This is a genomic window from Rhodococcus sp. NPDC057135 (genome assembly GCF_042670865.1).
GTDB lineage: Bacteria > Actinomycetota > Actinomycetes > Mycobacteriales > Mycobacteriaceae > Rhodococcus_F.
Genome location: NZ_JBHUUU010000002.1, coordinates 525,134 through 550,271, shown reverse-complemented (window position 1 = coordinate 550,271; position 25,138 = coordinate 525,134). Strand labels below are relative to the sequence as shown.

Here is a 25,138-nt window from a genome sequence, read left to right as displayed (position 1 = left end):
GGCGCGCCTCCACCGGTCAAGGCGGTTTCAGGTTCATCATCGAAGCCATGAAGATGCCCGGATTGCTCTCACGTAACACCGAATCCTTGCCTGGGATCAGTGGCATCGCCAGGGCCGATCGGAACACGGCGAAGCTTTTACGCCGTGTCGGTCCTGGAGACATCGTGATCCTCGACGAAGTCGACATCGATCGCCGGACCGCCGATGCTCTGGTGAAAGCCGGAGTCATGGCCGTGGTCAACGCGTCGCCGTCGATTTCGGGGCGGTACCCCAACCTCGGACCGGAAGTGATCGTCGCCAACGACATCGTTCTGATCGATGCCGTCGACGGTGACGTCTTCAAGAACGTCAAGGACGGCAGCAAGATCCGCCTGCACGAGGGCGAGGTCTTCAACGGCGAGAAGAGTCTCGTCAAGGGTGAAGAGCAGACCGAGGCCGAGATCTCCGACCGGATGATCGAGGCCAAGACCGGCTTGGTGGATCACCTCGAAGCGTTCTCGGGCAACACCATCGAGTTCATCCGCACCGAAAGCCCGTTGCTGATCGACGGAATCGGTGTCCCGGACATCGACATCGATTTGAAGGATCGCCACGTCGTGGTCGTCTCAGACGGCCCCGAACACGAGGCCGATCTGAAAAACCTCAAGCCCTTCATCAAGGAGTACTCGCCGATTCTGATCGGTGTCGGTGCAGGTGCGGACGTGTTGAGCAAGGCCGGATACCGCCCCGATCTGATCGTGGGCGACCCGGAAGAAATCACCAGTTCCACCCTCAAGTCCGGAGCCGAAGTTGTTCTGCCCGCAGACCAGGACGGTCATGCTGCAGGACTTTCCCGAATCCAGGATCTCGGTATCGGGGCGATGACGTTCCCCGCGACCTGCTCACCGACCGACCTTGCTTTGCTCCTTGCCGATCATCACGGGGCTTCGCTGATCGTGACGGTCGGCAACGTGGTGTCCTTGGACGAATTCTTCGACCGCGGACGCCGTGAAAGCAATCCGTCGGCATTCATGACGCGGCTCAAGGTGGGACCGAAACTGGTCGACGCCAAGGCCGTCGCAACGCTGTATCGAAGTCGAGTGTCCGGCGGCGCGATCGCGCTCCTGGTGCTTGCCGCCCTGGTGGCAGTGATCGTCGCCCTGGTCGTGTCCAATGCCGGTAGTGAAGTTCTCGACTGGGCAGTCGCAACGTGGAACAGCTTCGCGCTGTGGGTTCAGGGGCTCTTCAAGTGATTTCGATGCGTCAACATGCAATTTCCATAGCGGCAATCTTCCTGGCACTCGCGATCGGCGTGGTGCTGGGTTCCGGAATGCTGTCCAGTGGATTGCTTTCGGGTCTGCGTGACGACAAGGCAGACCTGCAGAACGAGATCGAAGACCTCAATCAACAGTCCAATCAGCTTCAGCAGCAACTCAATTCCGCGGACGGCTTCGATGCCGCTGTCGGTGGTCGCGTCGTGCGTGACAGTCTCGCTGGTCGCACCGTCGTCGTCATCACGGCGCCGGATGCCGATCCCGGTGATCTCGACGGTGTCAACCGACTCGTCACTGCCGCCGGCGGCGCCGTGACCGGACGTGTCTCGCTCACCGATTCGTTTGTCGACGCCACGGGCGGTGACCGCTTGCGGACCGTCGTCACCAACGTCATTCCTGCAGGCATCACCCTCAAGACCGGTGCGGTCGATCAGGGCAGTCTCGCGGGCGATCTGCTCGGTTCGGTTCTGCTTCTCAACGGGCAGAGCAGCGAACCGCAGAGCACTCCGGACGAGATGAATCTCGCGCTCGACTCGCTGCGCAGCGCCGGCTTCATCAGCTACGACGACGGCGCGGTCAAGCCGGCTCAGCTCGCGGTCGTTCTCACCGGCGACAACAAGAGCGAATCCGACGCAGCCACGGGTAACCGCGGCGCCGTCATCGCCCGGTTTGCGGGTGCTCTCGACGGCCGCGGCGCAGGAACGATTCTCGCGGGTCGGCCCGGCTCGGCCGAGGGCAGTGGTCCGGTTGCCGTCGCCCGTGCGGATGCGGCGCTCTCAGCGGGCTTGACGACCATCGACAACATCGATCGGGAGTCGGGCAAGATCACGACGCCGTTGGCGCTGCAGGAACAGCTGAACGGCGGCGCCGGCCGCTACGGCACGGGACCGGGAGCGGCGGCGGTTACCGTCGGCGCACCCACCAACTGACACCCCGGTATTGATACGCCGGTCACATCGGGGGCGGAAAGTCGGCGCGTTGTAGGCACCGACCCCCGATAGGTGTTACCGTGAAATCCCGTGGGTCGGCAGGCCCCAGCATGCTTCATCAGACCAAGCCCTGCACAGTCGTCACGGGAGCCCCTTTGCCACAGTCACGCACTAACACGCGTACCGCCACCAAGCACATCTTCGTCAGCGGAGGTGTAGCTTCCTCGCTCGGCAAAGGTTTGACCGCCTCGAGCCTGGGACAGTTGTTGACCGCGCGGGGAATGCGCGTGACCATGCAGAAGCTCGATCCCTATCTCAATGTGGATCCGGGCACCATGAACCCCTTCCAACACGGCGAGGTCTTCGTCACCGAAGACGGTGCCGAGACCGACCTCGACGTCGGACACTACGAGCGGTTCCTCGACCGTGACCTCTCCGGCCAGGCGAACGTCACCACCGGCCAGGTGTACTCGACGGTCATCGCCAAGGAACGCCGCGGCGAGTACCTCGGTGACACCGTTCAGGTCATCCCGCACATCACCGACGAGATCAAGCGTCGCATCCTCGAGATGAGCGGTCCGGATCTGCAGGGACACCGCCCGGACGTCGTGATCACCGAAATCGGTGGAACGGTCGGCGACATCGAATCGCAGCCCTTCCTCGAAGCCGCTCGCCAGGTCCGCCACGACGTCGGCCGCGACAACGTCTTCTTCCTGCACGTCTCCCTCGTGCCGTACCTCGGCCCCTCCGGAGAACTCAAGACCAAGCCCACGCAGCACTCGGTTGCGTCGTTGCGCAGCATCGGCATTCAGCCCGACGCGCTGATCCTTCGTTGCGATCGTGACGTTCCGCAGGGCCTCAAGAACAAGATCGCCCTGATGTGCGACGTGGATGTCGACGCCTGCATCTCGACGCCCGACGCTCCCTCGATCTACGACATCCCGAAGGTTCTGCACCGTGAGGGCCTCGACGCTTACGTCGTTCGCCAGCTCGGTCTCCCGTTCCGCGACGTCGACTGGACCGTGTGGGGCAACCTCCTCGATCGTGTTCACCAGCCGCGTGAGACCGTGCGCGTCGCATTGGTCGGCAAGTACGTCGACCTGCCCGACGCATACCTCTCCGTCACCGAGGCACTGCGCGCCGGTGGATTCGCGAATCGGTCCAAGGTCGAGATCTCCTGGGTCCCGTCGGACGCCTGTGAGACCGAAGCCGGAGCGCAGGCCGCTCTCGGTGACGTCGACGGTGTTCTGATCCCGGGCGGCTTCGGCATCCGCGGCATCGAAGGCAAGCTCGGCGCGATCCGTTTCGCACGTTCGCGCAAGCTGCCGCTGCTGGGTCTGTGCCTGGGTCTGCAGTGCGTCGTCATCGAAGCTGCTCGTAGCGTCGGCCTCGACGATGCCAACTCGGCCGAGTTCGAGCCGGACACCAAGCATCCGGTCATCTCGACGATGGCTGATCAGGAAGACGTCATCGCCGGTGACGCCGACCTCGGTGGCACCATGCGTCTGGGTGCTTACCCGGCCGTGCTGACCAAGGGTTCCGTCGTCGCTCAGGCCTATGGAACCGAGGACGTTTCCGAGCGTCACCGTCACCGCTACGAGGTCAACAACACCTACCGCGATCGGATTGCCAAGTCCGGCTTGCAGTTCAGCGGAACCTCACCGGACGGCCACCTGGTCGAGTTCGTCGAGTACCCGCGTGAGCAGCATCCGTTCTTCGTTGCCACCCAGGCACATCCGGAACTCAAGAGCCGCCCGACGCGCCCGCACCCGCTGTTCGCGGCCTTCGTCGAAGCAGCGTTGACGTACAAGCTCGAAGAGCGCCTGCCCGTCGACGTCCACGGTGACGAGAAGATCGACACCGCTGCCACCGAGACGGCGCTCGACGCTGCAGTCGAGAACGTGGAAAAGGTCTAGCCACACATGAGCGATCCCGGTCGGCACGAATTCGACACCCTCGGCTCCAAGACGGTCTACACCGGCGCGATCATCGCGTTGCGCGTCGACACCGTTGCGATGCCTGGTGGTCAGCGTGCCGATCGGGAAGTCGTCGAGCATCACGGCGCCGTTGCCGTCGTGGCACTGGACGAGCGCGACAACCTGGTGCTGATTCACCAGTACCGTCACCCGCTCGGGCACCGGTTGTGGGAAATCCCCGCCGGTCTGCTCGACGCTCCGGGGGAGAGCCCGGTCGAGGCGGCAGCGCGCGAGCTGGGCGAAGAAACCGGACTCGGCGCCGATCGATGGTCGGTGCTGGTCGATGTCGCTCTCTCACCCGGGTTCACGGACGAGGCGGTTCGCGTCTTCCTCGCCGAGGGGCTGCACGAGGTGGAGCGCGACGATCCCGAACACGAAGAAGCCGATCTCGAGATTTCGCGGGTTCCGCTCGCCGACGCCGTCGACATGGCGCTACGCGGCGACATCGTCAATGCCACAGCGGTATCGGGCATACTCGCGATCGCCACCGCACGCGCGACGGGCAAGCCGCTGCGCCCCGCCGACGCACCGTGGCCCGATCGTCCGCGCGCATTCGGAGAACGCAAGTCGCGAGCCTGAAGTGCTTGCCCGACAGGTGGACTCGTATCTCGACCATCTAGCGGTCGAGCGAGGATCGGCGCGCAACACTCTACTTTCCTATCGCCGCGACCTGAATCGGTACGCGGAGTACCTGAACGGACGCGGCATCGACGACGTCGCGGGCGTGACGGAAAACGACGTCACCGAATTCGTGACACATCTGCGGCTCGGTGACTCCGAGGCCGGCGTCGTACCATTGGCGGCCAGTTCGGCAGCACGCACCCTGATCGCGGTTCGCGGATTCCACAAGTTTTCCGCCGCCGAAGGTCTGGTCAGCGTTGACGTGGCCCGAACGGTCAAGCCGCCGACGCCCGGACGCAAGCTGCCCAAGGCCCTGCCTCTCGACGACGTCATCGCCCTGCTCGACGCTTCGGGTGGCGGTGCGGCCGGTGACGGGCCCCGCGACCTGCGGGATCGCGCTCTGCTCGAGGTCCTGTACTCGACCGGAGCGCGAATCACCGAAGCGATCGATCTGGACGTCGACGACATCGATACCGAAACCCGTTCCGTGCTCCTCAAAGGCAAGGGCGGAAAGCAACGGATCGTCCCCGTCGGCAGGCCTGCGATCGCCGCCGTAGACGCGTATCTCGTCCGTGGGCGCCCCAGCCTGGCGACACGCGGTATTCCTGCCCTGTTTCTCAACGCTCGCGGGGGCCGCCTGTCGCGTCAAAGCGCGTGGCAGATTCTTCAGGATGCGGCGGCGTCGGCCGGAATCAAGGCGGACGTCTCACCCCACACGCTCAGGCACTCGTTTGCCACACACCTGCTGGACGGCGGCGCGGACGTACGTGTCGTGCAGGAACTCCTTGGCCACGCTTCGGTAACCACCACGCAGATCTACACACTGGTCACCGTCACCGCGTTGCGCGAAGTGTGGGCTCAGGCACACCCGCGTGCCCGTTAGGGGTTGGTTGGCTCATGCGTGTCTGCGAGAGCATTCGGTGATGTAAGCGGTAGCGTTCAAGGAGCGCGAGCGGCCTCCACCGCAGTTTCGGGGGTTTGCCGGCGCCGAGAGCAACCGCCGAAAGAGTAGGGGAGCATCGGACCGTGTCGACATCGCAGCCACCAGCGGCGGAGTCCGCGCCGCCGCATGTCAATGCCCAACTCTTCGAGCGCGTGAACGAATCAGCACCAGCTGTACCCTCCGAACCAGAGGCGATGTTCGAAATAGATACGACGCCAGTAGCCTCTCCACCTGCGGAAACCCTGACCGTTTCCGCGGAAGAACTCGGCCCGACAGGCCGACCGGTCCGCGAGGTGCCGCAACCGACACCGTTGGCGCACCACGGACCCGCGATGATCATCGCGATGTGCAACCAGAAGGGCGGCGTCGGCAAGACGACGTCGACCATCAACCTGGGTGCATCGTTGGCCGAATACGGTCGTCGAGTGCTCCTGGTGGATCTCGATCCCCAAGGCGCGTTGTCCGCCGGACTGGGCGTTCAGCATCATGACCTGGAACTGACCGTCCATAACCTTCTGGTCGAACCACGTGTGTCCATCGACGACGTGCTGATGCGAACCCGGGTAGACGGCCTCGACCTGCTCCCCAGCAACATCGACCTTTCGGCCGCCGAGATCCAATTGGTCACCGAGGTCGGGCGTGAACAGACCTTGGGGCGCGTGTTGCACCCTGTTCTCGATCGGTACGACTACGTGCTCATCGACTGCCAGCCGTCGCTTGGCCTGCTCACCGTGAATGCGCTGGCCTGCGCCGATTCGGTCATCATTCCGATGGAATGCGAGTACTTCAGCCTGCGCGGCCTGGCACTGCTCAACGACACCGTCGAAAAGGTGCACGACCGTCTCAATCCGAAGCTCGAGTTGGCCGGCATCGTCGTCACGATGTTCGACGCTCGGACCCTGCACGCTCGTGAGGTGATGGCGCGCGTCGTCGAGGTGTTCGGCGACGTCGTCTACGACACGGTGATCAACCGCACCGTTCGATTCCCCGAAACCAGCGTCGCCGGTGAGCCGATCACGACGTGGGCGCCGAAATCGGCTGGGGCCGAGGCATATCGAGCATTGGCCCGCGAGGTCATTCACCGGTCTGGTCGTTAGTGGAACTGATTGCATCGCAAGAAGATCCGGTCGAAGTCGAGCCGGATTCGATCGACCCGAACGTGCCGACCGACGCTCAGACCGCAGCCAAGGCTGCCGGTTTCCGAGTCACTCTCAGGAACTTCGAAGGCCCGTTCGATCTGCTGTTGAACCTGATCAATCAACGGCAACTCGATGTCACCGAAGTCGCCCTTCACACCGTCACGGACGATTTCATCGCGTACACCAAGGAACTCGGCAGTGCGATGGGCCTCGATCAGACGACAGAGTTTCTGGTCGTCGCGGCCACGCTTCTGGACCTGAAAGCCGCAAGGCTGTTGCCCGCCGGGCAGGTCGAGGACGCCGAGGATCTGGCGCTTCTCGAAGCCCGCGACCTTCTCTTCGCGCGACTGCTGCAGTACCGGGCGTACAAACAAGTTGCGGCGCTGTTCGGTGAGTTGGAGGAAGCCGCACTGCGGCGCTATCCGCGGTCGGTTGCCGTCGAGGATCAGTTCACCGAACTCCTGCCCGAGGTGTTGTTGGGCGTCGACCCTCAGCGTTTTGCGGAGATCGCGGCGACGGTGTTCACACCGCGTCCGGTGCCGACGGTGGGCCTCGATCACCTCCATGTGTCCAATATCTCGATACCCGCGCAGGCCGAGCGAATTCTCGAGTTGCTGCGCGAGCGAGGCATAGGGGAGTGGACACCCTTCGGGGACCTCGTTGCCGAGTGTGAGATCACCGTCGAGATAGTCGCAAGATTTCTCGCGTTGCTCGAGCTGTATCGCCGGCAGGTCATCGTGTTCGAGCAACCCGAAGCCCTCGGACCGCTGATGGTGAGTTGGACCGGAGACGACCCGGCCGCGCCGGTCACAGAGGAGGACTACGGATGAACGCCGAGCCGACGGAATCGGAATCTTCGCAGCTAGACGAGATGATCGAGCCTACTGACGACGCCGCGGTTTCCGAAGATTCTGCCCCCGATTTCGACCTCGACGACGATCAACTCGACGCAGTGCTGGAGTCGCTTCTGCTCGTCGTGGACTCACCGGCGGAAGTGAACCAACTCGCATCTGTCACCGGTACCGCACCGGAGCGCGTCGAACAACGTCTGACGTTGATGTCGGCCGCATTGACCGCTCGCGGCAGCGGAATGGACCTTCGCTACGCGGGCGACGGATGGCGTCTGTACACGCGACAAGAGTTTGCCCCGTATGTGGAAAAGCTGCTATTGGACGGCGCACGCACCAAATTGACCAGGGCGGCATTGGAAACTTTGGCCGTAGTCGCATACCGTCAACCGTTGACTCGTGCGCGGATCAGTGCGGTACGAGGCGTCAACGTGGACGGGGTGGTACGCACCCTCCTTGCCCGCGGACTGATCGCGGAAGCCGGGCCGGACCCGGACACCAACGCGACACGGTACTCCACGACCGAACTGTTCCTCGAACGGCTCGGCCTGGCCTCGCTGAGCGAGCTCCCGGAGTTGGCCCCGCTCTTGCCTGATGTCGATCTCATCGACGACATCAGCGAAAGCCTGGAATCCGATCCGCGATTTGCGAGAATGAACAAGGCAGACGTGCCCGCTGACGTAGTGGACACCGAAGTCGACGACTGACCGGAATTCCGGCGGTCGTCAGCACCGAGAAAGACCCGACCACGCTCGGGAAACAGTAGAAAACTGACAGGAAAAAAGTGAACAATCCCGCTCGCCGAGATGGCACACCGGACCGTAACAACTCCCGCGACAACCGCGGCGCACGCAGCGATGCACCTCGTGGTGGACGCAGTGACGCCCCCCGCGGCGCACGTAGCGAAGCGCCCCGTGGTGGACGCAGCAACACTTCCCGCAGTACCTCCGGATACGACCGCAACGCCGGATCCGACCGTCCCCGCACGGACGACCGTCGCGGTGGATTCAATGATGACCGTCGCCCGCCGCGCAGTGACGACCGTCGCCCGCCGCGCAGTGACGATCGCCGCCCCGCACGTACGGACGACCGCCGTGGCGGTTACAACGACGATCGGCGCGGCCCGCGCACGGACGATCGGCGCGGCCCGCGCACGGACGATCGCCGCGGCCCGCGCAGCGACGACCGTCGTACTCCCCACGTCGACGCCCGCCGCGCACCGCGTGGCGGCGCTGACCGTCGTAGCGACGATCAGCGCGGCGCACGCCCCGACGCTCCTCGCGGCGGTGCATGGTCGAACGCACCTCGTGGATCCAAGTTCGACGGACCTCCGCGCAAGCGCCCGGCAGCCCCGACACCGCCGGCGACCAACAAGCGTGGCAAGCCGAAGACCGAGAAGCCACAGCGCGTGGTCTCTCAGAACCCGTTGGTGTCCAACGCCAAGCCGGCGCGTCATCAGCACGCCGAGGTCACCAAGCACGACGGCCCGCCGAAGGGCGACGGCGTCCGCTTGCAGAAGGTGCTGGCTCAGGCCGGCGTCGCATCACGCCGCGCTGCTGAAGAACTGATCGACCAGGGGCGCGTCGAGGTCGACGGCCGCATCGTGGTCGAGCAGGGGCTGCGTGTCGACCCCGAGAACGCAGTGGTTCGCGTCGACGGCGTCCGTGTCGTCGTGCAGAAGGATCTCGTCTACCTCGCGATGAACAAGCCGCGTGGCTGGCAATGCACCATGTCCGACGATCTCGGTCGTCCGTGCGTCGGCGACATCGTCTCCGAGCGCGTTCAGTCGGGTCAGCGACTCTTCCACGTCGGTCGTCTCGACGCCGACACCGAAGGCTTGCTCCTCTTCACCAACGACGGCGATCTGGCTCACCGCCTGATGCACCCGTCGTTCGAGGTTCCGAAGACGTACCTCGCCACGGTTCACGGCGTTGTCGAGCGCAGCACCGGCAAGCAGTTGCGCGACGGTGTCACTCTCGACGACGGTCCGGCCAAGGTGGACGCGTTCACCGTGCTCGAGATCAACGAGGGCAAGACGCTCGTCAAGCTCGTTCTGCACGAAGGTCGCAAGCACATCGTGCGTCGCCTCCTCGATGCCGTCGGTCACCCCGTTGTCCGTCTGGTTCGCACCAACGTCGGAGTTGTCGCTCTCGGCGATCAGCGTCCGGGAACGCAGCGCGTCCTTGGACGTAGTGAGGTCGGTGGACTGTACGAGGCGGTCGGCCTGTGACTGATTCGTCCATGCCGCTGGTAGTCGCTATGGACGGACCGTCCGGAACCGGCAAGTCCAGCGTCTCTCGCGCGTTGGCGCAGCGTTTGGGTGCTCGCTACCTCGACACCGGAGCCATCTACCGGATCGCGACCCTGCACGTGCTGCGTCAGGGAATCGATCTGGCGGATTCCGCCGCGATCACGGCCGCCGTTGCGGCGTTGCCGTGGTCCATCGGTACCGATCCGAGCAGCGAGCAGGTGCATCTCGACGGCACGGACGTCAGCGAGGAGATCCGCGGCGACGCGGTCACCAAGGCTGTCTCCGCAGTGTCGGCCGTACCCGAGGTTCGCGACCTGCTGGTCGCCACTCAGCGTGAGTTGGCGGCAAGCGCAGACCGGATCGTTGTGGAAGGTCGCGACATCGGAACCGTCGTACTTCCCGATGCAGACGTCAAGATCTTCTTGACCGCATCGGCGGAAACCCGTGCGGCACGGCGCAATACGCAGAACGTCGGCCAAGGCCGTGAAGACAATTTCGAAGCGGTGCTGGCTGATGTGCAGCGCCGTGACCATCTCGATTCGACTCGGGCAGTGTCGCCGTTGCGCCCTGCCGACGACTCCATTCTGGTGGATACGAGCGAATTGGGAATTGAAGATGTGATCGCCAAGTTGCTGTTGGTGGTCAGCGACAGAACTGGAGCAGTGCAGTGAGCGACGATCTGGTAACCGAATATGCCGGTGACGGAACTTGGTCCGAGGAATCGGAGTGGGATTACGCCGATCTCGAAGCGGACGGCGAAGGCGAAGCGCACATTGCCGTCCCGACCTTGGCTGTTGTCGGTCGACCGAACGTCGGTAAGTCGACGCTCGTCAACCGCATCATCGGCCGTCGTGAAGCGGTAGTCGAGGACATCCCCGGCGTTACCCGTGACCGTGTCTCGTACGAGGCGAACTGGGCCGGACGACGCTTCCTCGTCCAGGACACCGGCGGATGGGAGCCCGACGCAAAGGGTCTTCAGCAGGCCGTTGCCCGGCAGGCCGAGTTGGCCATGGGAACGGCTGACGCCATTCTCCTGGTCGTCGACGCTGTTGTCGGCGCTACGGCGACGGACGAAGCTGTGGCTCGCGTGCTTCGCCGCTCGAAGACTCCGGTCATCCTCGTTGCCAACAAGGTGGACGACGGACGCACCGAGTCCGAGGTTGCAGCGCTGTGGTCCTTGGGCCTCGGTCAGCCGTACTCCGTGAGTGCGACGCACGGCCGCGGTACCGGCGACCTGCTCGACGAGGTTCTGGAGAAGCTTCCGGAAACCCCGCGCGAAGGTATCCCCGGCGGCGGTCCGCGTCGTGTTGCTCTCGTCGGAAAGCCGAACGTCGGAAAGTCCAGCTTGCTCAACAAGCTGTCCGGTGACGAGCGCTCCGTCGTGCACAACGTTGCCGGCACCACCGTCGACCCCGTCGACTCCATCGTCGAACTCGGCGGGCGCCCTTGGCGTTTCGTCGACACGGCTGGTCTGCGCAAGCGTGTCAGCCATGCCAGCGGTGCCGAGTTCTATGCGTCGCTGCGTACGAAGAGCGCGATCGAGGCCGCTGAGGTCGCGATCCTGCTCATCGACGCACACGAGCCGATCACCGAGCAGGACCTGCGTGTTCTGAGCATGGTGGCCGACACGGGTCGTGCATTGGTGATCGCATTCAACAAGTGGGACCTCGTGGACGAGGACCGTCGACTCATGCTGGACAAGGAAGTCGACCGCGATCTGGTCCGCGTTCCGTGGGCTCAGCGAGTCAACATCTCCGCCCACACCGGTCGCGCCGTGGCGAAGCTCGTGCCTGCGCTCGACACGGCTCTCGAGTCCTGGGACAAGCGCATCCCCACGGGTCGCCTGAACACCTGGCTCAAGGAAGTTGTGGCAGCAACACCGCCGCCGATGCGTGGTGGTCGACTGCCTCGCATCATGTTCGCGACGCAGGCAAGCACGCGCCCGCCGACATTCGTTCTCTTCACCACGGGCTTCCTCGAGGCCGGCTACCGCCGCTTCATCGAGCGGCGTCTGCGTGAAGAGTTCAACTTCGATGGCAGCCCGATCCGCGTATCCGTGCGAGTGCGCGAGAAGCGTGACCGTAAGGGCCGCTGATTCTGCGTCCAATTCGGTACTGAAACGGCTCTGACCAGCCGATTGGTACTTCGGCCCGTCCCTGATGTAATCTTTCCAAGCGCCCGAAACAAGGGCGTGAGACGGGCTGTGGCGCAGCTTGGTAGCGCACTTGACTGGGGGTCAAGTGGTCGCAGGTTCAAATCCTGTCAGCCCGACCGAAGTTAGATCAAAAAGGCAGTTTCTCAGAAATGAGAAACTGCCTTTTTGTTTGTGCCTTCAAAGGTTCGGCAACGGATCATGCGGGAAGTCCTGCGGTGACGTGATCTCCGCGTCAGCAGCGTTCACGACTGCAACATATTCTTCGTCGATCTCGTACGTTATGCCCGCCGCAGTGAAGTGCGGCATGGACCCAGTATCGACCGGGCCGAGAACGGTCATTCTCGGAAACTGGGTGAGGATCGACCTCGGCACTTTTCTGGACCGAAAGCTCGTCGAGAAGACGGTGATCGCCTTTCGGCTCACTACGACAATCACACTCGGTTTCGCGCTCATCAGAACGCCCGCTGGAAATACGTACCGGATCTCGTCATCTGGATCCAAGTAAGACCGAAGGCGCTCGCGAACATCCGCAGAAACCGGCATGGGCGGAAGGTTAGCTCAGTTTCGCTGACTGAGGCGAATATTGTGGACGGCAACGATTGCTCCGAAGAGCGCGATCAGAATGGCGGTAAAGATTGCTGCCAACCAGCACGGCGCCGAACCTGCTGTATTCAGCCAGATGGTCAGTGCACCGAAAATTGTAGTCGGAATGCCGACAGCACGAGACAGGTCGACGTTCCTCGGATTGACCGGCGGTGTTCTCCACCAATGAAGGCGATGTCCTCGATTCTCACGCAGCATTCGCAGGATGGACCAGACAGTAAGCGGCAGGCCGATCGCGAGGATGACCATCCCGCCAGTGATCGCCAAAGTGGACCCGTCTCGGAAGTACGTCACGGCAGCGCCCATAACACCTGCAAAACCGATGGCCGTGAATACTTTCCACGCCGGGGTTATGGACTGGCCATGCGGTTGTGTTGCCATGCAAGCACCCTTCCGTAAAACATGGTCGAAAACTTCAAGCCTGTTGCGATCGTCGATTGTGCATCAGGGTGACAATCAAGCTCGGTAGACCGTTAACTACTCCGAGTACAGCGACTGCGATACCCGCACTCAAGAGAGGTGCGGTCTCCCAATAGTTGTCGACGATGGCAGATGCTCCGATCAAGCTCGATACCCAGCCCGTGAGTTGAGCACGTCGGACATGTTGTGCCGCTTGCGAGGAGGTCGGTCCTACCGAGAGAGGTAATCTCCGCCCGTAGTCTCCGTGAGCTGCGAGGCGAGCGCCATAGATATGGGCACCAGTGGCAAGCGCCAGTGCTCCCCATGCGATCAACATAGTTTGACCCATTCTTTGATTAGCGTTGACGGTATCGCCCTTCCACGCAGTTCGAGTCGTAATTGCCTTCTTCTCCGGAGCGCAATTTCGCCTACTGGCATGATCTCTTTGCATGACGGGGATTCGGATCGCGTGGGTTGTATTGGCGGTTGCCACCGGGATTCTGGGATCCGCGACGGCACAGTGGCCGCTGTATGAGATCACCGATTGCGAAATAGGCCTCGGCCCGCTCAGTTCTGCTGATTGTTACCGCTCGATTCATGACTATTTCGGACGAGAGCTCTTCTTGGTGCTCGCCTTACCGGTGGCCCTGTGCGTCATTCCAGCCGTGATCCCGCGACCATTCGTTTCCTGGATCGTCTCGGCGACAATGCTTTGTGCTGCAGTGGTGGGTTTCTTTACCGCTTTCAGCTCTGATATGCCATCTTTGCTGTCGATGGTGGGGAGCCTCCCCGCGGCAGTGCTGGCATTGGTACTTGCTGCGGTGCATCAGGGGATCGCCTTGCAGAACAAGCGCGCCACTGCGCGTGCTCGCGGCGGGCTTCGCAATACGCGATCGAGTGAGTGATCAGTCGGGGCTGAAGAACAGTTTCATCGAGATCCAGAACCACGCCACCATTGCCGCCACAGAAAGGAACGCGAGCACCAATGGCAACGCGAATTGCCTGCCGGTGCGGCTGGGAATAGTCATAAGTCCGAGAATGACGAACACGGCGGCAGGCGCCGCCCAACTTATCCAGTAGGTGAGCGGTGGCGGGTTGGGGCCGAACGACGTGAACGAACGGTTCGGATAAAGCTGCGGCTGCGGGACATCTGCGAAGTGTTGCCACAGGAGTACCAACGGCAGATAGCCGAACAGCCCGAGCAGAAGGCCGACGACGAGTCCCGCGAAGATTCGCTCGCCCCTCATCTCGATGCGCCCGTCGGAATCAATCGTTCCACCGCCTATGCCACTTCTGGAAAGTCACGAGCCTGCATCCGTAGTGCCCACGCCCGGGCCGCAACGAACGTCACGGCCAATACGAGCACCACCAGCAGTACGACTGCAATCCAGGTGGGAGCGGCGGTGGAGAAGCCCAGCTTCCACGCAGTACCGACACCCGCAGCAGTCGCCGCCAACGCCCCTACCGGAAGCATCGCCGCCACCGCTCGCGTCGTGCGAACAGTAAGTCGATCCCCGGCAGCGCGAAGGACTCCGAACACGGCGGCGACCGAAATGCCATAAGCCAGAAGACCGCTGACGGCGTAGACCAGGAGCGGGGACCATCCCATATCAACCGACCCGGTGAATGCCATGCCGATCAAGACCAACAGGGGCGTCAGCCCAAGCGTGACGCCTGCGATGCCTGCCACCACAGTTCGAACCAGTCGATTGTCTTGGCTTCCGGAGATTCGCACGCCCGCGAGGCGGAGCACGAACCCGGTCAGCGCGCCCAGAAGGGCGCCGATCACCGCAGCGTCTATCGACCAGTTCCATTGCGGTTCACCCGCGAAGCCCGAGATTGTCGTGCCACCCGAAAAAAGTGTGATCGTGGCCGACGCCTGTAAAGACCCCTGTGTCAGCGACGCGGCGACCAAGGCGACGGTCGCCCCGAACAAAGCAAACCCGAGTGCCTGTTTCCACATCAAGCCATCATCACTTATGTGCAGCGGGAATTCGGCACAACAACCGGTCTTTGACTGCATTTCCTATCGGGGTGGGATCGGCACAAAGGTCCGCATCTCGTCCCGTCCGGGCCGGATGACGCCTGCGGCGGATTCGGGAACCTCGTTCCAGGCGCCAGGAAGGTCGCGCAGAGGCTCGGAGACGACGATTCGGGTCTCCTCGCTCAGATGGTGCAGGGCTTCCACCTCTGGATGGAGCTTGCGCAGCGTGGAAATCTCGGTGGAGAAGAACAACGACCTCGACCGGTGCTCGCTGGAATAGCGAAAGATCCAGGTGGAGATGCCATCCGACGTGGCGACGGTCATCTGAACCGGATTGTCGATTCCCTGAGAGCGAGCCGTGTGCTCGACGAATCCGACGGCCCTCGCGACACCTTCGAAAGGATCGTCGCTCAGGCCGAACGTCAGCGCGAGGAAGAACAGAGTTTCCGAGTCCGTCGATCCTTCGAGATCCGGAAAGAGCGACGGATCAATGGCAGTCACCAATTCCCGTTTCATGTCGTGGAATCCGTGTAGTGAACCGTTGTGCATCCACAACCACTGCCGGTGCCGGAACGGGTGACAGTTGCTGCGCTGCACTGCAGTTCCCGTCGAGGCGCGGATGTGGGCGAACAGCAGAGGGGTACGCAATTGGGATGTGACCTCGCGCAGGTTCGAGTCGTTCCACGCGGGTTCGATGCTCTTGAACACTGCCGGTTGTGGGCCTTCCCCGTACCAGCCGATTCCGAAGCCGTCGCCGTTTGTCGTCGTGGCCCCGAGTTGAGAATGCAGGCTCTGGTCGATCAGCGAGTGCTGTGGTCGGAACAGCAGGTCATGGGCGAGTATCGGTTCTCCCGAATACGCCATCCACCTACACATACTTTCAACTCAAGCTGATCGAGTCGGCGTTGACGATGCGTGCGCCGTGGCGTTCGTCGTCTGACTGGGCTTCCATGTCGACACCGCCCAGATCACGACGATGTTCAGCGCGATGATAAGAGTCGACCACCAGGGGTAGTACGGCAGCCACAAAAAGTTCGCGATGATCGAGATCGCGCAGATCACGACGGCCGACACCCGTGCCCAGGCCGCTCCGGTGAACAGTGCGAGCCCGACGAGTGCGACGAGCGCGCCCAACACGAGATGGATCCAACCCCACGTCGTCAGGTCGAACTGGTAGACGTAGTCGATCCCGACTACGAACACTTCGTTTTCGGCGACGGCAGCGAGTCCCTGGAAGAACTGCACGATGCCGACCGTCACCAAGATGACGGCTGCCCCGATCGAGGTTCCTACCGCGAAACCCTGCTTGACTGACGTTGTATCCGACATGACGGTTTCCCTTGATTCGGTGAGGGCGACCGGACACGTGCCCGGCACGCTCGTTGTAGTGATCGTTGTTCCACCGGCTGACCGCTATGAAACGGAAATACCTGTCCAATGCGGTGAGAAATCAGTGCGTTCTGCTCCGATGTGCGGGCGAAATGTAACTTCTGGCCCCTGTGGATGCGATGTATCCCTTGCCGGAACGCGTGTGCGGAGGAATTGCTCGTAACCGAAGTTCACAGAAAACAACAAGAATTCGGCACGGAATTCGACCTATTTGTCCAGCTGTACTGGTATTTTGACTGAATTGACCGGAAGCTACGGTCCGCGGAAAAGAGTAGCGAGAGAATGACGATCTTCGGCAGGCGTACCGCGGGCATCACCGCGACGGCCTTCGTCTTGGCGACCGTTGTGTCGACAGCACTCCCCGCTGTGGGATCGGCTGCCCCCGTCGCGCTCGCCCGCGCGTGCAACTCGGAAATCAACGAGAATTCGATGTCACTCGATCCGGCCGTGATCGACGGTTGGTACGACATCGCGACTGGTTCACCGGGAACGAAAATCAACTCGATCGAGGCATGGCGAACCGTGCCCGGAGACATCCTCGAGTTTCGCGCGTCGGTGACGATCAGAGCCCACGGAAGCCCCGTCCGAGGCACGCTTCGGATCGACGGCGCCGGCTTGACCGGAGATCAGGATTTGATCTCCAGAATGACGTTGACCCAAGATCTCGGCCGGTCAGGATCAACGGTCACCGACGCTGACGACGGTTCGGTCATCCCTGTACGTGCCAAGCTCGCCTTCGATGTCGCCACTCCGGGCCAGGTAGCCCAGAATCGGACAGTCAACCTCTCTGCGGTCAAGATTGTTTTGAGCGGCGACACTACCGATCCGGGAGGTGAATGTCCCGGCCCAGGCCCAGGCCCAGGCCCAGGCGGTGGCGGGAATGGCGGCGGCGGGAACGGCGGTGGTGACGGCGACAACGGTTCCGGCGGGGGCGTCGGGGACAACGGCGGCGCGCTTCCCGGTCGCGACGTCGGAAACCGCGTTCCGATTTCCCAGGTCCCGTCCGGCCCGACTTCTCGTCCGTGACAGCGACACACGGATCTGTGATCCGTCGGACATGGGTCGCTGCGGCAGTGGCAACGATGTTCCTGGTCGGCGGATGTTCCGACGACGAGAACTCGCCGACTCGAGTCCTCGCGACCGGCCAGGAAGATTTGCCGCCGGCAGTTCGCGCCGCAGTCGACAGTCCGGATGTCCCGAGCACGCTGCGCATGGGCGACAGCACCGCTGACATCCTGCCGATCAAAACGACGACGGACGGCTCGCTCGTTCCGCCCGAGGACGTCAGCGAGATCGGGTGGTGGGCGGACTCGGCCTTTCCCGGCTCCGGCGCGGGCACCGTGGTGATCACCGGCCACATCAACGACATCTATCAAGGCGACGGTTTCGGGAAGAAATTCTCCACCTTGGACATCGGCTCGATCGTGACCGTGACGGGCGGCGGGGGACAGGTCTGGAACTACCGCATCGATGCAGTCGATCACTACGGCAAGGACGGCGAGCTGCCGGTCGAGCGATTGAACAGCCTCGACGGACCGGAAACCCTCGCGCTGATCACCTGTGGTGGCGAATTCGTCGGTCCGCCGTTCGGGTACGAGGACAACGACGTCGCGTGGGGGACCCCGGTGGCCGCATAGGCGAAAACTCGACGTCGGGCCGGTTGATAAACTGGGCCCCGCGTTCGTGGCCATCCACGCACGTTTCGAAAGTCCGAAGAAGGAGAATGTGCTGTGGTTGACCTCGCCTATGTCATCGCTGGGTCCGAAGCGACTGGCGGTGCCGGCCTGCAGGTCGACCTGAAGACGTTCCAGGCATTGGACGTCTACGGCGTAGCGACCACCACGTGCATCGTCTCGTTCGATCCCAAGAACAACTGGGGTCATCGCTTCGTGCCCATCGCTCCTGACGTGATCGCTGATCAGATCGAGGCTGCCACTGCGGCTCACGATCTGGACGTCGTCAAGATCGGCATGTTGGGCACGCCCGCCACCATCGAGGTTGTGGCAGAGGGATTGCGTCGGCAGTCCTGGCGCCACGTCGTCCTCGACCCGGTCCTGATCTGCAAGGGCCAGGAGCCCGGTGCGGCTCTCGATACCGATACGGCACTTCGTGATTCGATCCTGCCGCTCGCCACTGTCGTCACACCCAACCTCTTCGAGGCACGCACCCTCGCCGGAATGGACAGCATCGAGAGCGTCGACGAGCTCATCGAAGCCGCACGTCGTATCCACGACCTGGGACCCAAGTACGTGCTCGCAAAGGGCGGGGTCGAACTTGCCGGTGGCGACGCTGTCGACGTGTTGTTCGACGGGACCGACGTGACGGTTCTCTCCGCCCCCAAGGTCGGCGAAGAGCGCGTCTCGGGCGCCGGTTGCACGCTGGCCGCCGCAGTGACCGCCGAACTGGCAAAGGGCGCCGACGTGGGAGAAGCCGTCGCTCTGGCCAAGAAGTTCGTCACGGCGGGCATCGAAGGCCGCGTCTCGGCACACACGCCGTTCGACACCGTCTGGCAGGGCGCTTTCAAGGGATAGGCACACTGCGGCTCACATCGCCGCGCGCGGCCTGGCAGGATCGAGTGCGTGAGTACTGCGAACCTGAATCGAAGCGAAGTCGCCGAACGATCTCGAATCATTGACGTCACCGGGTACCGGGTGGAGTTGGATCTGCGATCGGCGGCGGACCCCGCCTCGAAGACCTTTTCGACCGTCACGACAATTGATCTGACGTCGTCGGCGGAGTCCACCTGGCTCGACTTCATCGGTGCTGCAGTCGATTCCGTAGAGGTCGACGGTGCGTCGATTCCGGTGGACTACGACGGATCCCGGATTGCGCTGCGCGGACTCGGCGGATCGAACGTCGTTCGGGTGGCAGCACACGGCCACTACAGCCGTTCCGGCGAAGGGCTGCACCGATTCGTCGACGACGCTGACGATCAGACGTACCTGTACACGCAATACGAGCCCGCCGATGCCAGGCGTGTTTTCGCCTGCTTCGAGCAGCCGGACCTCAAGGCGCCCTTCACGTTCGAGGTGACAGCACCTGACGGCTGGGAAGTCCTGTCGAATCAGCCCGCGACCCAGACCCTCTCCGTCGACGGTGCGCAACGCGTCACTTTCGCCCCGACGCTGCCGATCTCGACTTACATCACCGCGATCGCGGCCGGGCCGTATCACCGCGTGGCCTCGTCGTGGAGTCGCGGCGAACTCACTGTCGAATTGGGCGCTTTGTGCCGGGCGTCGTTGGCTCCTCATCTCGATGCAGACAACGTTTTCGACATCACCCGTCAGGGGCTGGACTTCTACGCCGAGCACTTCGACTATCCGTATCCGTTCGGTAAGTACGACCAGATCTTTGTCCCCGAGTACAACCTCGGCGCCATGGAGAACCCGGGACTGGTGACCTTCACCGAGGCATACGTGTTCCGCGGCACCGCAACCGACGAGCAGCATCAGCGTCGCGCGAACACGATCCTGCACGAAATGGCGCACATGTGGTTCGGCGATCTCGTCACCATGGTCTGGTGGGATGACCTGTGGCTCAAGGAATCTTTCGCCGATTTCATGGGATCGATGGTCAGCGCCGAAGCCACTCGCTTCACCGATGCCTGGGTGGCATTCGCCATCAAGCGGAAGGCGTGGGCGTACCTCCAAGATCAGCTGCCGACCACGCACCCCATCGTCGCCGACATCGTCGACCTCGAAGCTGCGAAGCTGAACTTCGACGGAATCACCTATGCCAAGGGCGCCAGTGTCCTCAAACAACTTGTGGCGTTCGTCGGGCGTGACGCGTTCTTCGAAGCGGCACGCCGGTACTTCAAGGCTCACGCGTACGGGAACACCACGCTGGTCGATCTGCTCGACGTGCTCGCGGAGACTTCCGGGCGCGACGTGCGCGAATGGGCCCGAATCTGGTTGCAGACCACCGGGGTGTCCACGCTGTCGCTCGACGGAACCGATGTGGTCCAGACGGACCCGCGGCCACATCGGCTCGCAGTCGGAATCTACGACTACAACGAGTCCGGAGATCTTGTTCGCACCGAACGCGTCGAACTCGACATCACCGAATCCCGGACGTCGGTCCACCTTCCGCCTGGAGCGCTCACACTGCTCAACGACGAAGACCTCACCTACGCGAAGGTGCGATTGGACGCGGAATCTCTGTCCACGGTCGAGGCATCCCTGGACCGCGTGAGCGATCCGCTTGCGCGCGGGGTGATCTGGTCGTCGCTGTGGAACTCGGTGCGTGATGCGCAGCTCTCGGTGTTCCGGTACCTCGACATGGTGGAACGATTTGCTCCCGCGGAGACAGATCTTGCGATTCTCAGCTCGATCCTGACCGATGCCCAATACGCGGTTCTTCACTACGTTCCGAAAAGCTTGCGGCCCAATGTAAGTGCAGGCTGGTTGGAAACGACCTGGAAGGCGGTGTTCGAAGCCGAACCGGAGTCCGGAAGACAGCTGGCATGGGCACGGGCTCTGTCGGCCGCTGCAGCGGTCAACGATGCTCGCGCCGACGAGTTGCGGTCGATACTCGACGGCACCTGCCCGGGGCCGGTCGGACTGGCTCTCGATCCTGACCTGCGGTGGGCATTGTGGATCGCCCTGTCCGCGACCGGCCATGCGAGTGTGAGCGACTTCGACGGTGAGCTGAGCAAGGACAGCACGTCGGCGGGTCGAACTGCGTACGTCCGCGCTGTGGCGTCGATTCCCGATGCCGCGACCAAGGCGGCTGCCTGGGCGTCGGCGACCACTGATGGCTCACTCTCCAACGACCGCCTGGATGCGACGATTGCCGGATTCCGTTCGGGCACGGACGCGTCATTGATCGAGGGATATGCGGACGAATACTTCTCGTCTCTGGGGAAGTGGTGGTCCGAACGCAGCATCGAGATTGCGCGACGGTTGGTGAACGGACTCTTTCCGGCAGCTGAAGACACCGCTGCAGTCGATTCCTGGATCCAGGCCAATGCGGAGGCGCCCGCGTCGCTGCGGAGGCTTGTTCTCGAGCGGCGAGATCACCTGGCCCGGGATCTGCGTGCACAGGCGTCGAACGCGGTGATCTGACGCCATCAGCTCCGAAATGTCCTGTTCTTGGATATTGTCTAGGCAGGGCTGCGACGGGAGACGACGTGCACAAGATCACGGATCTGTCGCTGGTCACGGGCCCCGTCCCGCCCGTGGTGACGGTGCTCGGAATTCTGGCACTTCTGTGGCTCATGTTTTCGAGGTCGAGGCGTCACGTCTTGATTTCGATTCCCGTCTGCATCGTCGCGGCAATCGGGATAACCCTGGTGCTGTACTGGCTGATCGAGAAGGTGTGGCATCCGTTCCCGGATCCGATTGCCCGTCCGGTCTACGTGTGGATCGGGCTGGGCATTCTGGGTGTGCTGCTGGGTGTTTCGCGGATCTTTGCCGCGACGCGAATCGACGGCCGTGTGCTTACCGTGGTCTCCGTACTGCTGGTGGTCGTGTCGAGCGCGGCTCACGTGAATCTGCAGTTCCAGTCGTACCCGACTGTGGGAACAGCGCTGGGACTCTCGGACGCGGAGAAGGTTTCGCTCGCCGACCTGGACGACGGCAAGGACGGGGCGGTACCGGTTTCGCAATGGAAGGCGCCGGCGGACATGCCGTCGGCCGGCAAGGTCAGCACGGTCACGATTGCGGGGACGGTCTCCGGATTCACCGCCCGTGACGCCGAGATCTACCTACCGCCCGCGTATTTCACCAACCCGCGACCGGAGTTGCCGGTGTTGGTACTGCTTGCCGGTCAACCAGGCGCGCCCGAGGACTGGCTGCAGGGTGGCCGCCTCGTCCAGACGATGGACGCCTACGCCGCTGCGCATTCGGGAATGGCGCCCGTTGTCGTCGTAGCTGACGGGACCGGATCGGAACTGGCGAACCCGCTCTGCGTCGATTCCCAACTCGGAAACGTCGCGACGTACCTATCGCGTGATGTTCCCGACTGGGTCCGCGCGAACCTGCAGGTGGATCCCGATCCGAGGAAGTGGGCTATCGGGGGCCTTTCCTACGGCGGAACCTGCGCATTCCAGATGGCGACGAACTTCCCCGCCGTGTATCCGACGTTCCTGGACCTGTCCGGTCAGATCGAGGCCACCCTCGGTGACCGCAAACAGACGGTCGATGCCGCGTTCGGCGGCAACGAAGCCGCGTTCGTGGCAGTGAATCCGCAGGATCTGCTCCGGGAGAAGAAGTTCCCCGACAGCGCCGGAGTGTTTGTCGTCGGTAAGCAGGACAACGATTACCGCCCAGGTCTTCAGACGCTCTACGAAGCGGCGAAGGCTGCGGGGATGGACGTCCAATACGCCGAGGTCGACGGTGGACACAGCTTCCAGGTATGGTCCGCCGGTTTGGCGAGTCAATTAGGTTGGCTGGGAACGCGACTCGGTCTGCCCGGGTGAACGATCGTCCGGATGTTTCGTGGATCCGATGATCAGCGGGTGAATTCGTCCGGTCGCCCCGGCTTCGGAACCCAACCCCTGCGGATCTGCCACACTCGCGAGTCGAAGGTCGAGTGCGCCGGTCCATTCACGGGTCAACTGCGCATCGAGAGCGTCGACGCGCTCGAGTAGCGGCGGGTGCTGGTCCGGCGGGCAGGCCTCGAGCAAGGTAGCGAATACCGCGCGTAGACGCCGCTGCACCTGTGCGGAATTGGTACTGAAGTGGCGGATCTCGTCGGTGGCGACCGACACGTAGTCAGCCCACGTGCGTTGCTGCCCCCGGATCAGCGTGAGATCCGAGGTGGCCGTGTCGAAGCGGACTCTCGGGGCTAGCAGCACCAGAAGATCCTCGATGTGATCGAGCGCCTGGACGGCTCGACCCGGATCGTTGATGGCGGGTGAGAGCGCCTTGAGCGCGATGTCCACGATCGACTGCAGGGCTGCACCGGGGCTGACGACCGGGCTGTGCGTGTCGCCGAAGATCAGGCACGACATCAATGTGTCCGGACGAACCTTCAGCGACGGCCCGCGAATCTCGAAGAGGGGCGCGTTCTGGGCGACGAACTCGCCGATGCTGGGCACCACCTCGACAGCGACGCCCCAGCGACCGGCCAACCGCTGCAATCGTGCGAGATCGATCGCCAGCAGAATCCGGCCGTTGGGAGAAAGATGGCGCAGCCGAATCACCAGTGTGTCGGTGTTCTCGGAGTTTGCGGACTCGTTCGGCTGGATCAATGGGAGTGGCCGGCTGGGTTTCGGTGCGCCGGAGGGTAAGTCCTCGTACAGCGGATAGGCACGAATCGTCGCGCTCCGACCCTGGGCCGCTATCCACCGCAGCAACCGACTGGAATTGAGAATCGACCCGACTTTCGCCACCAACGCGATGAACAGGATCGCACTGGCCAATGCCAGAAGCAGTGCGATCGCCGTGGAGATGGTCGGAGAGGAATTTTCCGAATCGAGCGCCAGATCGAGCGCGATGATCAAGGAGAAGACGAACGTCGCCAGAAACATGCCGATCGACCACCGCATCACTCGCTGCTGCGCGAGCATCGGGACGACCCGCACCGAAATCTGCGAGGCACCGAACTGCATGGCGAGAGTGATGGCAGTGAACACCAGACCGGTGAGAGTGATCATCCCGCCGGCGATGACGCTGAGCAACGTCGCAGTGGCCCCGGCGTCCACGCCCTCGGAAATAGTACCGACGTCGCCGTCGCTGACGAGATCTCCGTCGATCCCGACGAGGATGTTCGCGGTGACGACGGACAGGACGACGAGGATCACGGGGAGACGCCAGACGGGGACTGTTCGTAGTCGTCGGCGAGTTCGACGCCAGCGAATCATGTCCGTGAGCCGTCGCGAGAATCCGGCCTTCGACGTGGGGGTTGTGGTGTCGACGACGGGGAGCGGTGGTGGGGGCGGGGGAGTGGAACCGAAACTTCCCGACACCGTTTCCTGAACGTAGATCTTCGCGTGAATCATCGGCTCGCGATAGCGCTGCTCACGGGCGACTGCCCGGCTCATCTTTGCCGGCTTGTCGCGGTAACGCGAGCGCGCCCACGGCGCACCCGGGCGACTCAACCGAATTGCCCCGACCAACAGAAGCGGGGTGAAGAACAGCCCGATCAAGCCGGTCCAGAGTTTGCCCTTCATCAACGTGATCACGGCGAGTCCGAGTTGGATCACGATCGCGACGACAACGCTGATCAACGTCGCCAGGCTACGGTCCTGCTCGTACGGGTCGAACTCGCCCGCGAACCCGATCGGATGGACCCCGAGAAGGAAAAGGAACGAGATCGCGATGGCAACGAACACCGCGTCGATGGACGAGCGACCTTCCTCGGCCCAGTAGACATCGCGCAGATGCAACACGAGGGCGTACTCGTCGAGGACCAACGCGCTGCCGATACCGAAGACCGACGCGAGAACACAATTGGCGATCGGGGTGTGATAGTCGGCCAGAGCGATGAAGGCAAAGCCGGATACGAGCATCATCATCAAACCGAAAACCATGTGGTGGATGTGCATTCCACCGGGCGTGACATTGCCTGGCCACCATGAGACCTCCGCCCGGATCATCCGGACGCTGAAGCGGATGAACAGGAACGTCAGGACAAAGGCGAGTAGGAGGAAGAACAGCGGGAGTCTGCCGGTGTCGACGACCGTGTGCTCGAACCAGGACCGCACG

At 62.9% G+C, this 25,138-nt stretch carries 24 protein-coding genes and 1 tRNA gene; 18 read left to right on the top strand and 7 right to left on the bottom strand.

Translation table 11 applies throughout. The annotated features are described in order from the left end of the window. The first annotated feature begins 47 nt into the window (after positions 1–47). The 12 genes from steA to ACFT1A_RS05355 all read left to right on the top strand — a co-directional run bounded on the left by steA (position 48) and on the right by ACFT1A_RS05355 (position 12,231). A complete protein-coding gene (gene steA, locus ACFT1A_RS05410; protein ID WP_378446107.1) occupies positions 48–1,232 on the top strand; it encodes a putative cytokinetic ring protein SteA in 1,185 nt (394 codons plus the stop codon). Beyond that, entirely contained in the window at positions 1,229–2,182 is a 954-nt protein-coding gene (locus ACFT1A_RS05405) for a copper transporter (RefSeq protein WP_283304820.1), read from the top strand. Before steA ends, ACFT1A_RS05405 begins: the two co-directional genes overlap by 4 nt. A 155-nt stretch (positions 2,183–2,337) precedes the next feature. Then, positions 2,338–4,098 (top strand): CTP synthase, encoded by a 1,761-nt coding sequence (locus ACFT1A_RS05400; protein WP_003946139.1) that lies wholly within the window; start codon positions 2,338–2,340, stop codon positions 4,096–4,098. Positions 4,099–4,104: 6 nt separating this feature from the next. Further along, a complete protein-coding gene (locus ACFT1A_RS05395) occupies positions 4,105–4,737 on the top strand; it encodes an NUDIX domain-containing protein (RefSeq protein ID WP_378446106.1) in 633 nt (210 codons plus the stop codon). A 1-nt stretch (position 4,738) separates the two neighbouring features. Then, positions 4,739–5,662, top strand: coding sequence for a site-specific tyrosine recombinase XerD (xerD, locus tag ACFT1A_RS05390; protein WP_378446105.1), 924 nt, complete (start codon positions 4,739–4,741; stop codon positions 5,660–5,662). Positions 5,663–5,805: 143 nt separating this feature from the next. Then, positions 5,806–6,819 (top strand): ParA family protein, encoded by a 1,014-nt coding sequence (locus ACFT1A_RS05385; protein ID WP_003946138.1) that lies wholly within the window; start codon positions 5,806–5,808, stop codon positions 6,817–6,819. After that, complete coding sequence (locus ACFT1A_RS05380) at positions 6,819–7,691, top strand: segregation and condensation protein A (protein WP_378446104.1); 873 nt, start codon at positions 6,819–6,821, stop codon at positions 7,689–7,691. Before ACFT1A_RS05385 ends, ACFT1A_RS05380 begins: the two co-directional genes overlap by 1 nt. Further along, entirely contained in the window at positions 7,688–8,416 is a 729-nt protein-coding gene (gene scpB / locus ACFT1A_RS05375) for an SMC-Scp complex subunit ScpB (protein ID WP_378446103.1), read from the top strand. Before ACFT1A_RS05380 ends, scpB begins: the two co-directional genes overlap by 4 nt. A 77-nt stretch (positions 8,417–8,493) precedes the next feature. Continuing rightward, positions 8,494–9,939 carry a pseudouridine synthase gene (locus ACFT1A_RS05370; RefSeq protein ID WP_378446102.1) on the top strand — a complete coding sequence of 482 codons (1,446 nt, stop codon included), beginning with the start codon at positions 8,494–8,496 and terminating at the stop codon, positions 9,937–9,939. A gap of 11 nt (positions 9,940–9,950) precedes the next feature. After that, positions 9,951–10,631: a (d)CMP kinase gene (gene cmk / locus ACFT1A_RS05365; RefSeq protein WP_378446129.1), complete on the top strand. Its 681-nt coding sequence runs from the start codon at positions 9,951–9,953 to the stop codon at positions 10,629–10,631. Continuing rightward, on the top strand, positions 10,628–12,055 hold the full coding sequence (gene der, locus ACFT1A_RS05360; protein ID WP_003946199.1) for a ribosome biogenesis GTPase Der: 1,428 nt from the start codon (positions 10,628–10,630) through the stop codon (positions 12,053–12,055). Before cmk ends, der begins: the two co-directional genes overlap by 4 nt. Positions 12,056–12,157: 102 nt before the next feature. After that, positions 12,158–12,231: transfer RNA gene (locus ACFT1A_RS05355), tRNA-Pro, on the top strand. 61 nt (positions 12,232–12,292) lie between these two features. On the opposite strand, the gene ACFT1A_RS05350 is transcribed toward ACFT1A_RS05355, so the two are convergent. Together ACFT1A_RS05350 and ACFT1A_RS05345 are read right to left on the bottom strand one after the other, a co-directional pair. Beyond that, positions 12,293–12,421, bottom strand: a complete 129-nt coding sequence (locus ACFT1A_RS05350; protein WP_378446101.1) for a hypothetical protein — start codon at positions 12,419–12,421, stop codon at positions 12,293–12,295. A 252-nt stretch (positions 12,422–12,673) separates the two neighbouring features. Further along, complete coding sequence (locus ACFT1A_RS05345; protein WP_378446100.1) at positions 12,674–13,099, bottom strand: hypothetical protein; 426 nt, start codon at positions 13,097–13,099, stop codon at positions 12,674–12,676. A gap of 467 nt (positions 13,100–13,566) precedes the next feature. Here ACFT1A_RS05345 and ACFT1A_RS05340 point away from each other — a divergent pair, with 467 nt between their 5' ends. Further along, a complete protein-coding gene (locus ACFT1A_RS05340; protein ID WP_378446099.1) occupies positions 13,567–14,022 on the top strand; it encodes a hypothetical protein in 456 nt (151 codons plus the stop codon). On the opposite strand, the gene ACFT1A_RS05335 is transcribed toward ACFT1A_RS05340, so the two are convergent. From ACFT1A_RS05335 to ACFT1A_RS05320, 4 genes are all read right to left on the bottom strand, one after another. Then, the gene (locus ACFT1A_RS05335; protein ID WP_378446098.1) at positions 14,023–14,364 is read right to left on the bottom strand and encodes a hypothetical protein; all 342 of its coding nucleotides are present in this window, start codon (positions 14,362–14,364) and stop codon (positions 14,023–14,025) included. It abuts the gene before it with no gap. 35 nt (positions 14,365–14,399) lie between these two features. Then, the gene (locus tag ACFT1A_RS05330) at positions 14,400–15,080 is read right to left on the bottom strand and encodes a hypothetical protein (protein WP_378446097.1); all 681 of its coding nucleotides are present in this window, start codon (positions 15,078–15,080) and stop codon (positions 14,400–14,402) included. A gap of 63 nt (positions 15,081–15,143) precedes the next feature. Further along, entirely contained in the window at positions 15,144–15,965 is an 822-nt protein-coding gene (locus ACFT1A_RS05325; protein ID WP_378446096.1) for a class II glutamine amidotransferase, read from the bottom strand. Positions 15,966–15,986: 21 nt separating this feature from the next. Beyond that, positions 15,987–16,430, bottom strand: coding sequence for a hypothetical protein (locus ACFT1A_RS05320; protein ID WP_378446095.1), 444 nt, complete (start codon positions 16,428–16,430; stop codon positions 15,987–15,989). 342 nt (positions 16,431–16,772) lie between these two features. Here ACFT1A_RS05320 and ACFT1A_RS05315 point away from each other — a divergent pair, with 342 nt between their 5' ends. The 5 genes from ACFT1A_RS05315 to ACFT1A_RS05295 all read left to right on the top strand — a co-directional run bounded on the left by ACFT1A_RS05315 (position 16,773) and on the right by ACFT1A_RS05295 (position 22,908). Then, positions 16,773–17,516 carry a hypothetical protein gene (locus tag ACFT1A_RS05315; RefSeq protein ID WP_378446094.1) on the top strand — a complete coding sequence of 248 codons (744 nt, stop codon included), beginning with the start codon at positions 16,773–16,775 and terminating at the stop codon, positions 17,514–17,516. A gap of 17 nt (positions 17,517–17,533) precedes the next feature. Then, positions 17,534–18,127, top strand: coding sequence for a class F sortase (locus tag ACFT1A_RS05310; protein WP_378446093.1), 594 nt, complete (start codon positions 17,534–17,536; stop codon positions 18,125–18,127). A gap of 93 nt (positions 18,128–18,220) precedes the next feature. Further along, positions 18,221–19,021 (top strand): bifunctional hydroxymethylpyrimidine kinase/phosphomethylpyrimidine kinase, encoded by an 801-nt coding sequence (thiD, locus tag ACFT1A_RS05305; RefSeq protein WP_317829079.1) that lies wholly within the window; start codon positions 18,221–18,223, stop codon positions 19,019–19,021. Between the two features lie 48 nt (positions 19,022–19,069). Next, a complete protein-coding gene (pepN, locus tag ACFT1A_RS05300; RefSeq protein WP_378446092.1) occupies positions 19,070–21,553 on the top strand; it encodes an aminopeptidase N in 2,484 nt (827 codons plus the stop codon). 65 nt (positions 21,554–21,618) lie between these two features. Continuing rightward, on the top strand, positions 21,619–22,908 hold the full coding sequence (locus ACFT1A_RS05295) for an alpha/beta hydrolase (RefSeq protein WP_378446091.1): 1,290 nt from the start codon (positions 21,619–21,621) through the stop codon (positions 22,906–22,908). Here the strand turns inward: ACFT1A_RS05295 and ACFT1A_RS05290 are convergent. Beyond that, entirely contained in the window at positions 22,870–25,137 is a 2,268-nt protein-coding gene (locus ACFT1A_RS05290) for a DUF2254 family protein (protein WP_378446090.1), read from the bottom strand. The two genes, ACFT1A_RS05295 and ACFT1A_RS05290, sit on opposite strands and share 39 nt — an antisense overlap. Between the last annotated feature and the right edge of the window lies 1 nt (position 25,138).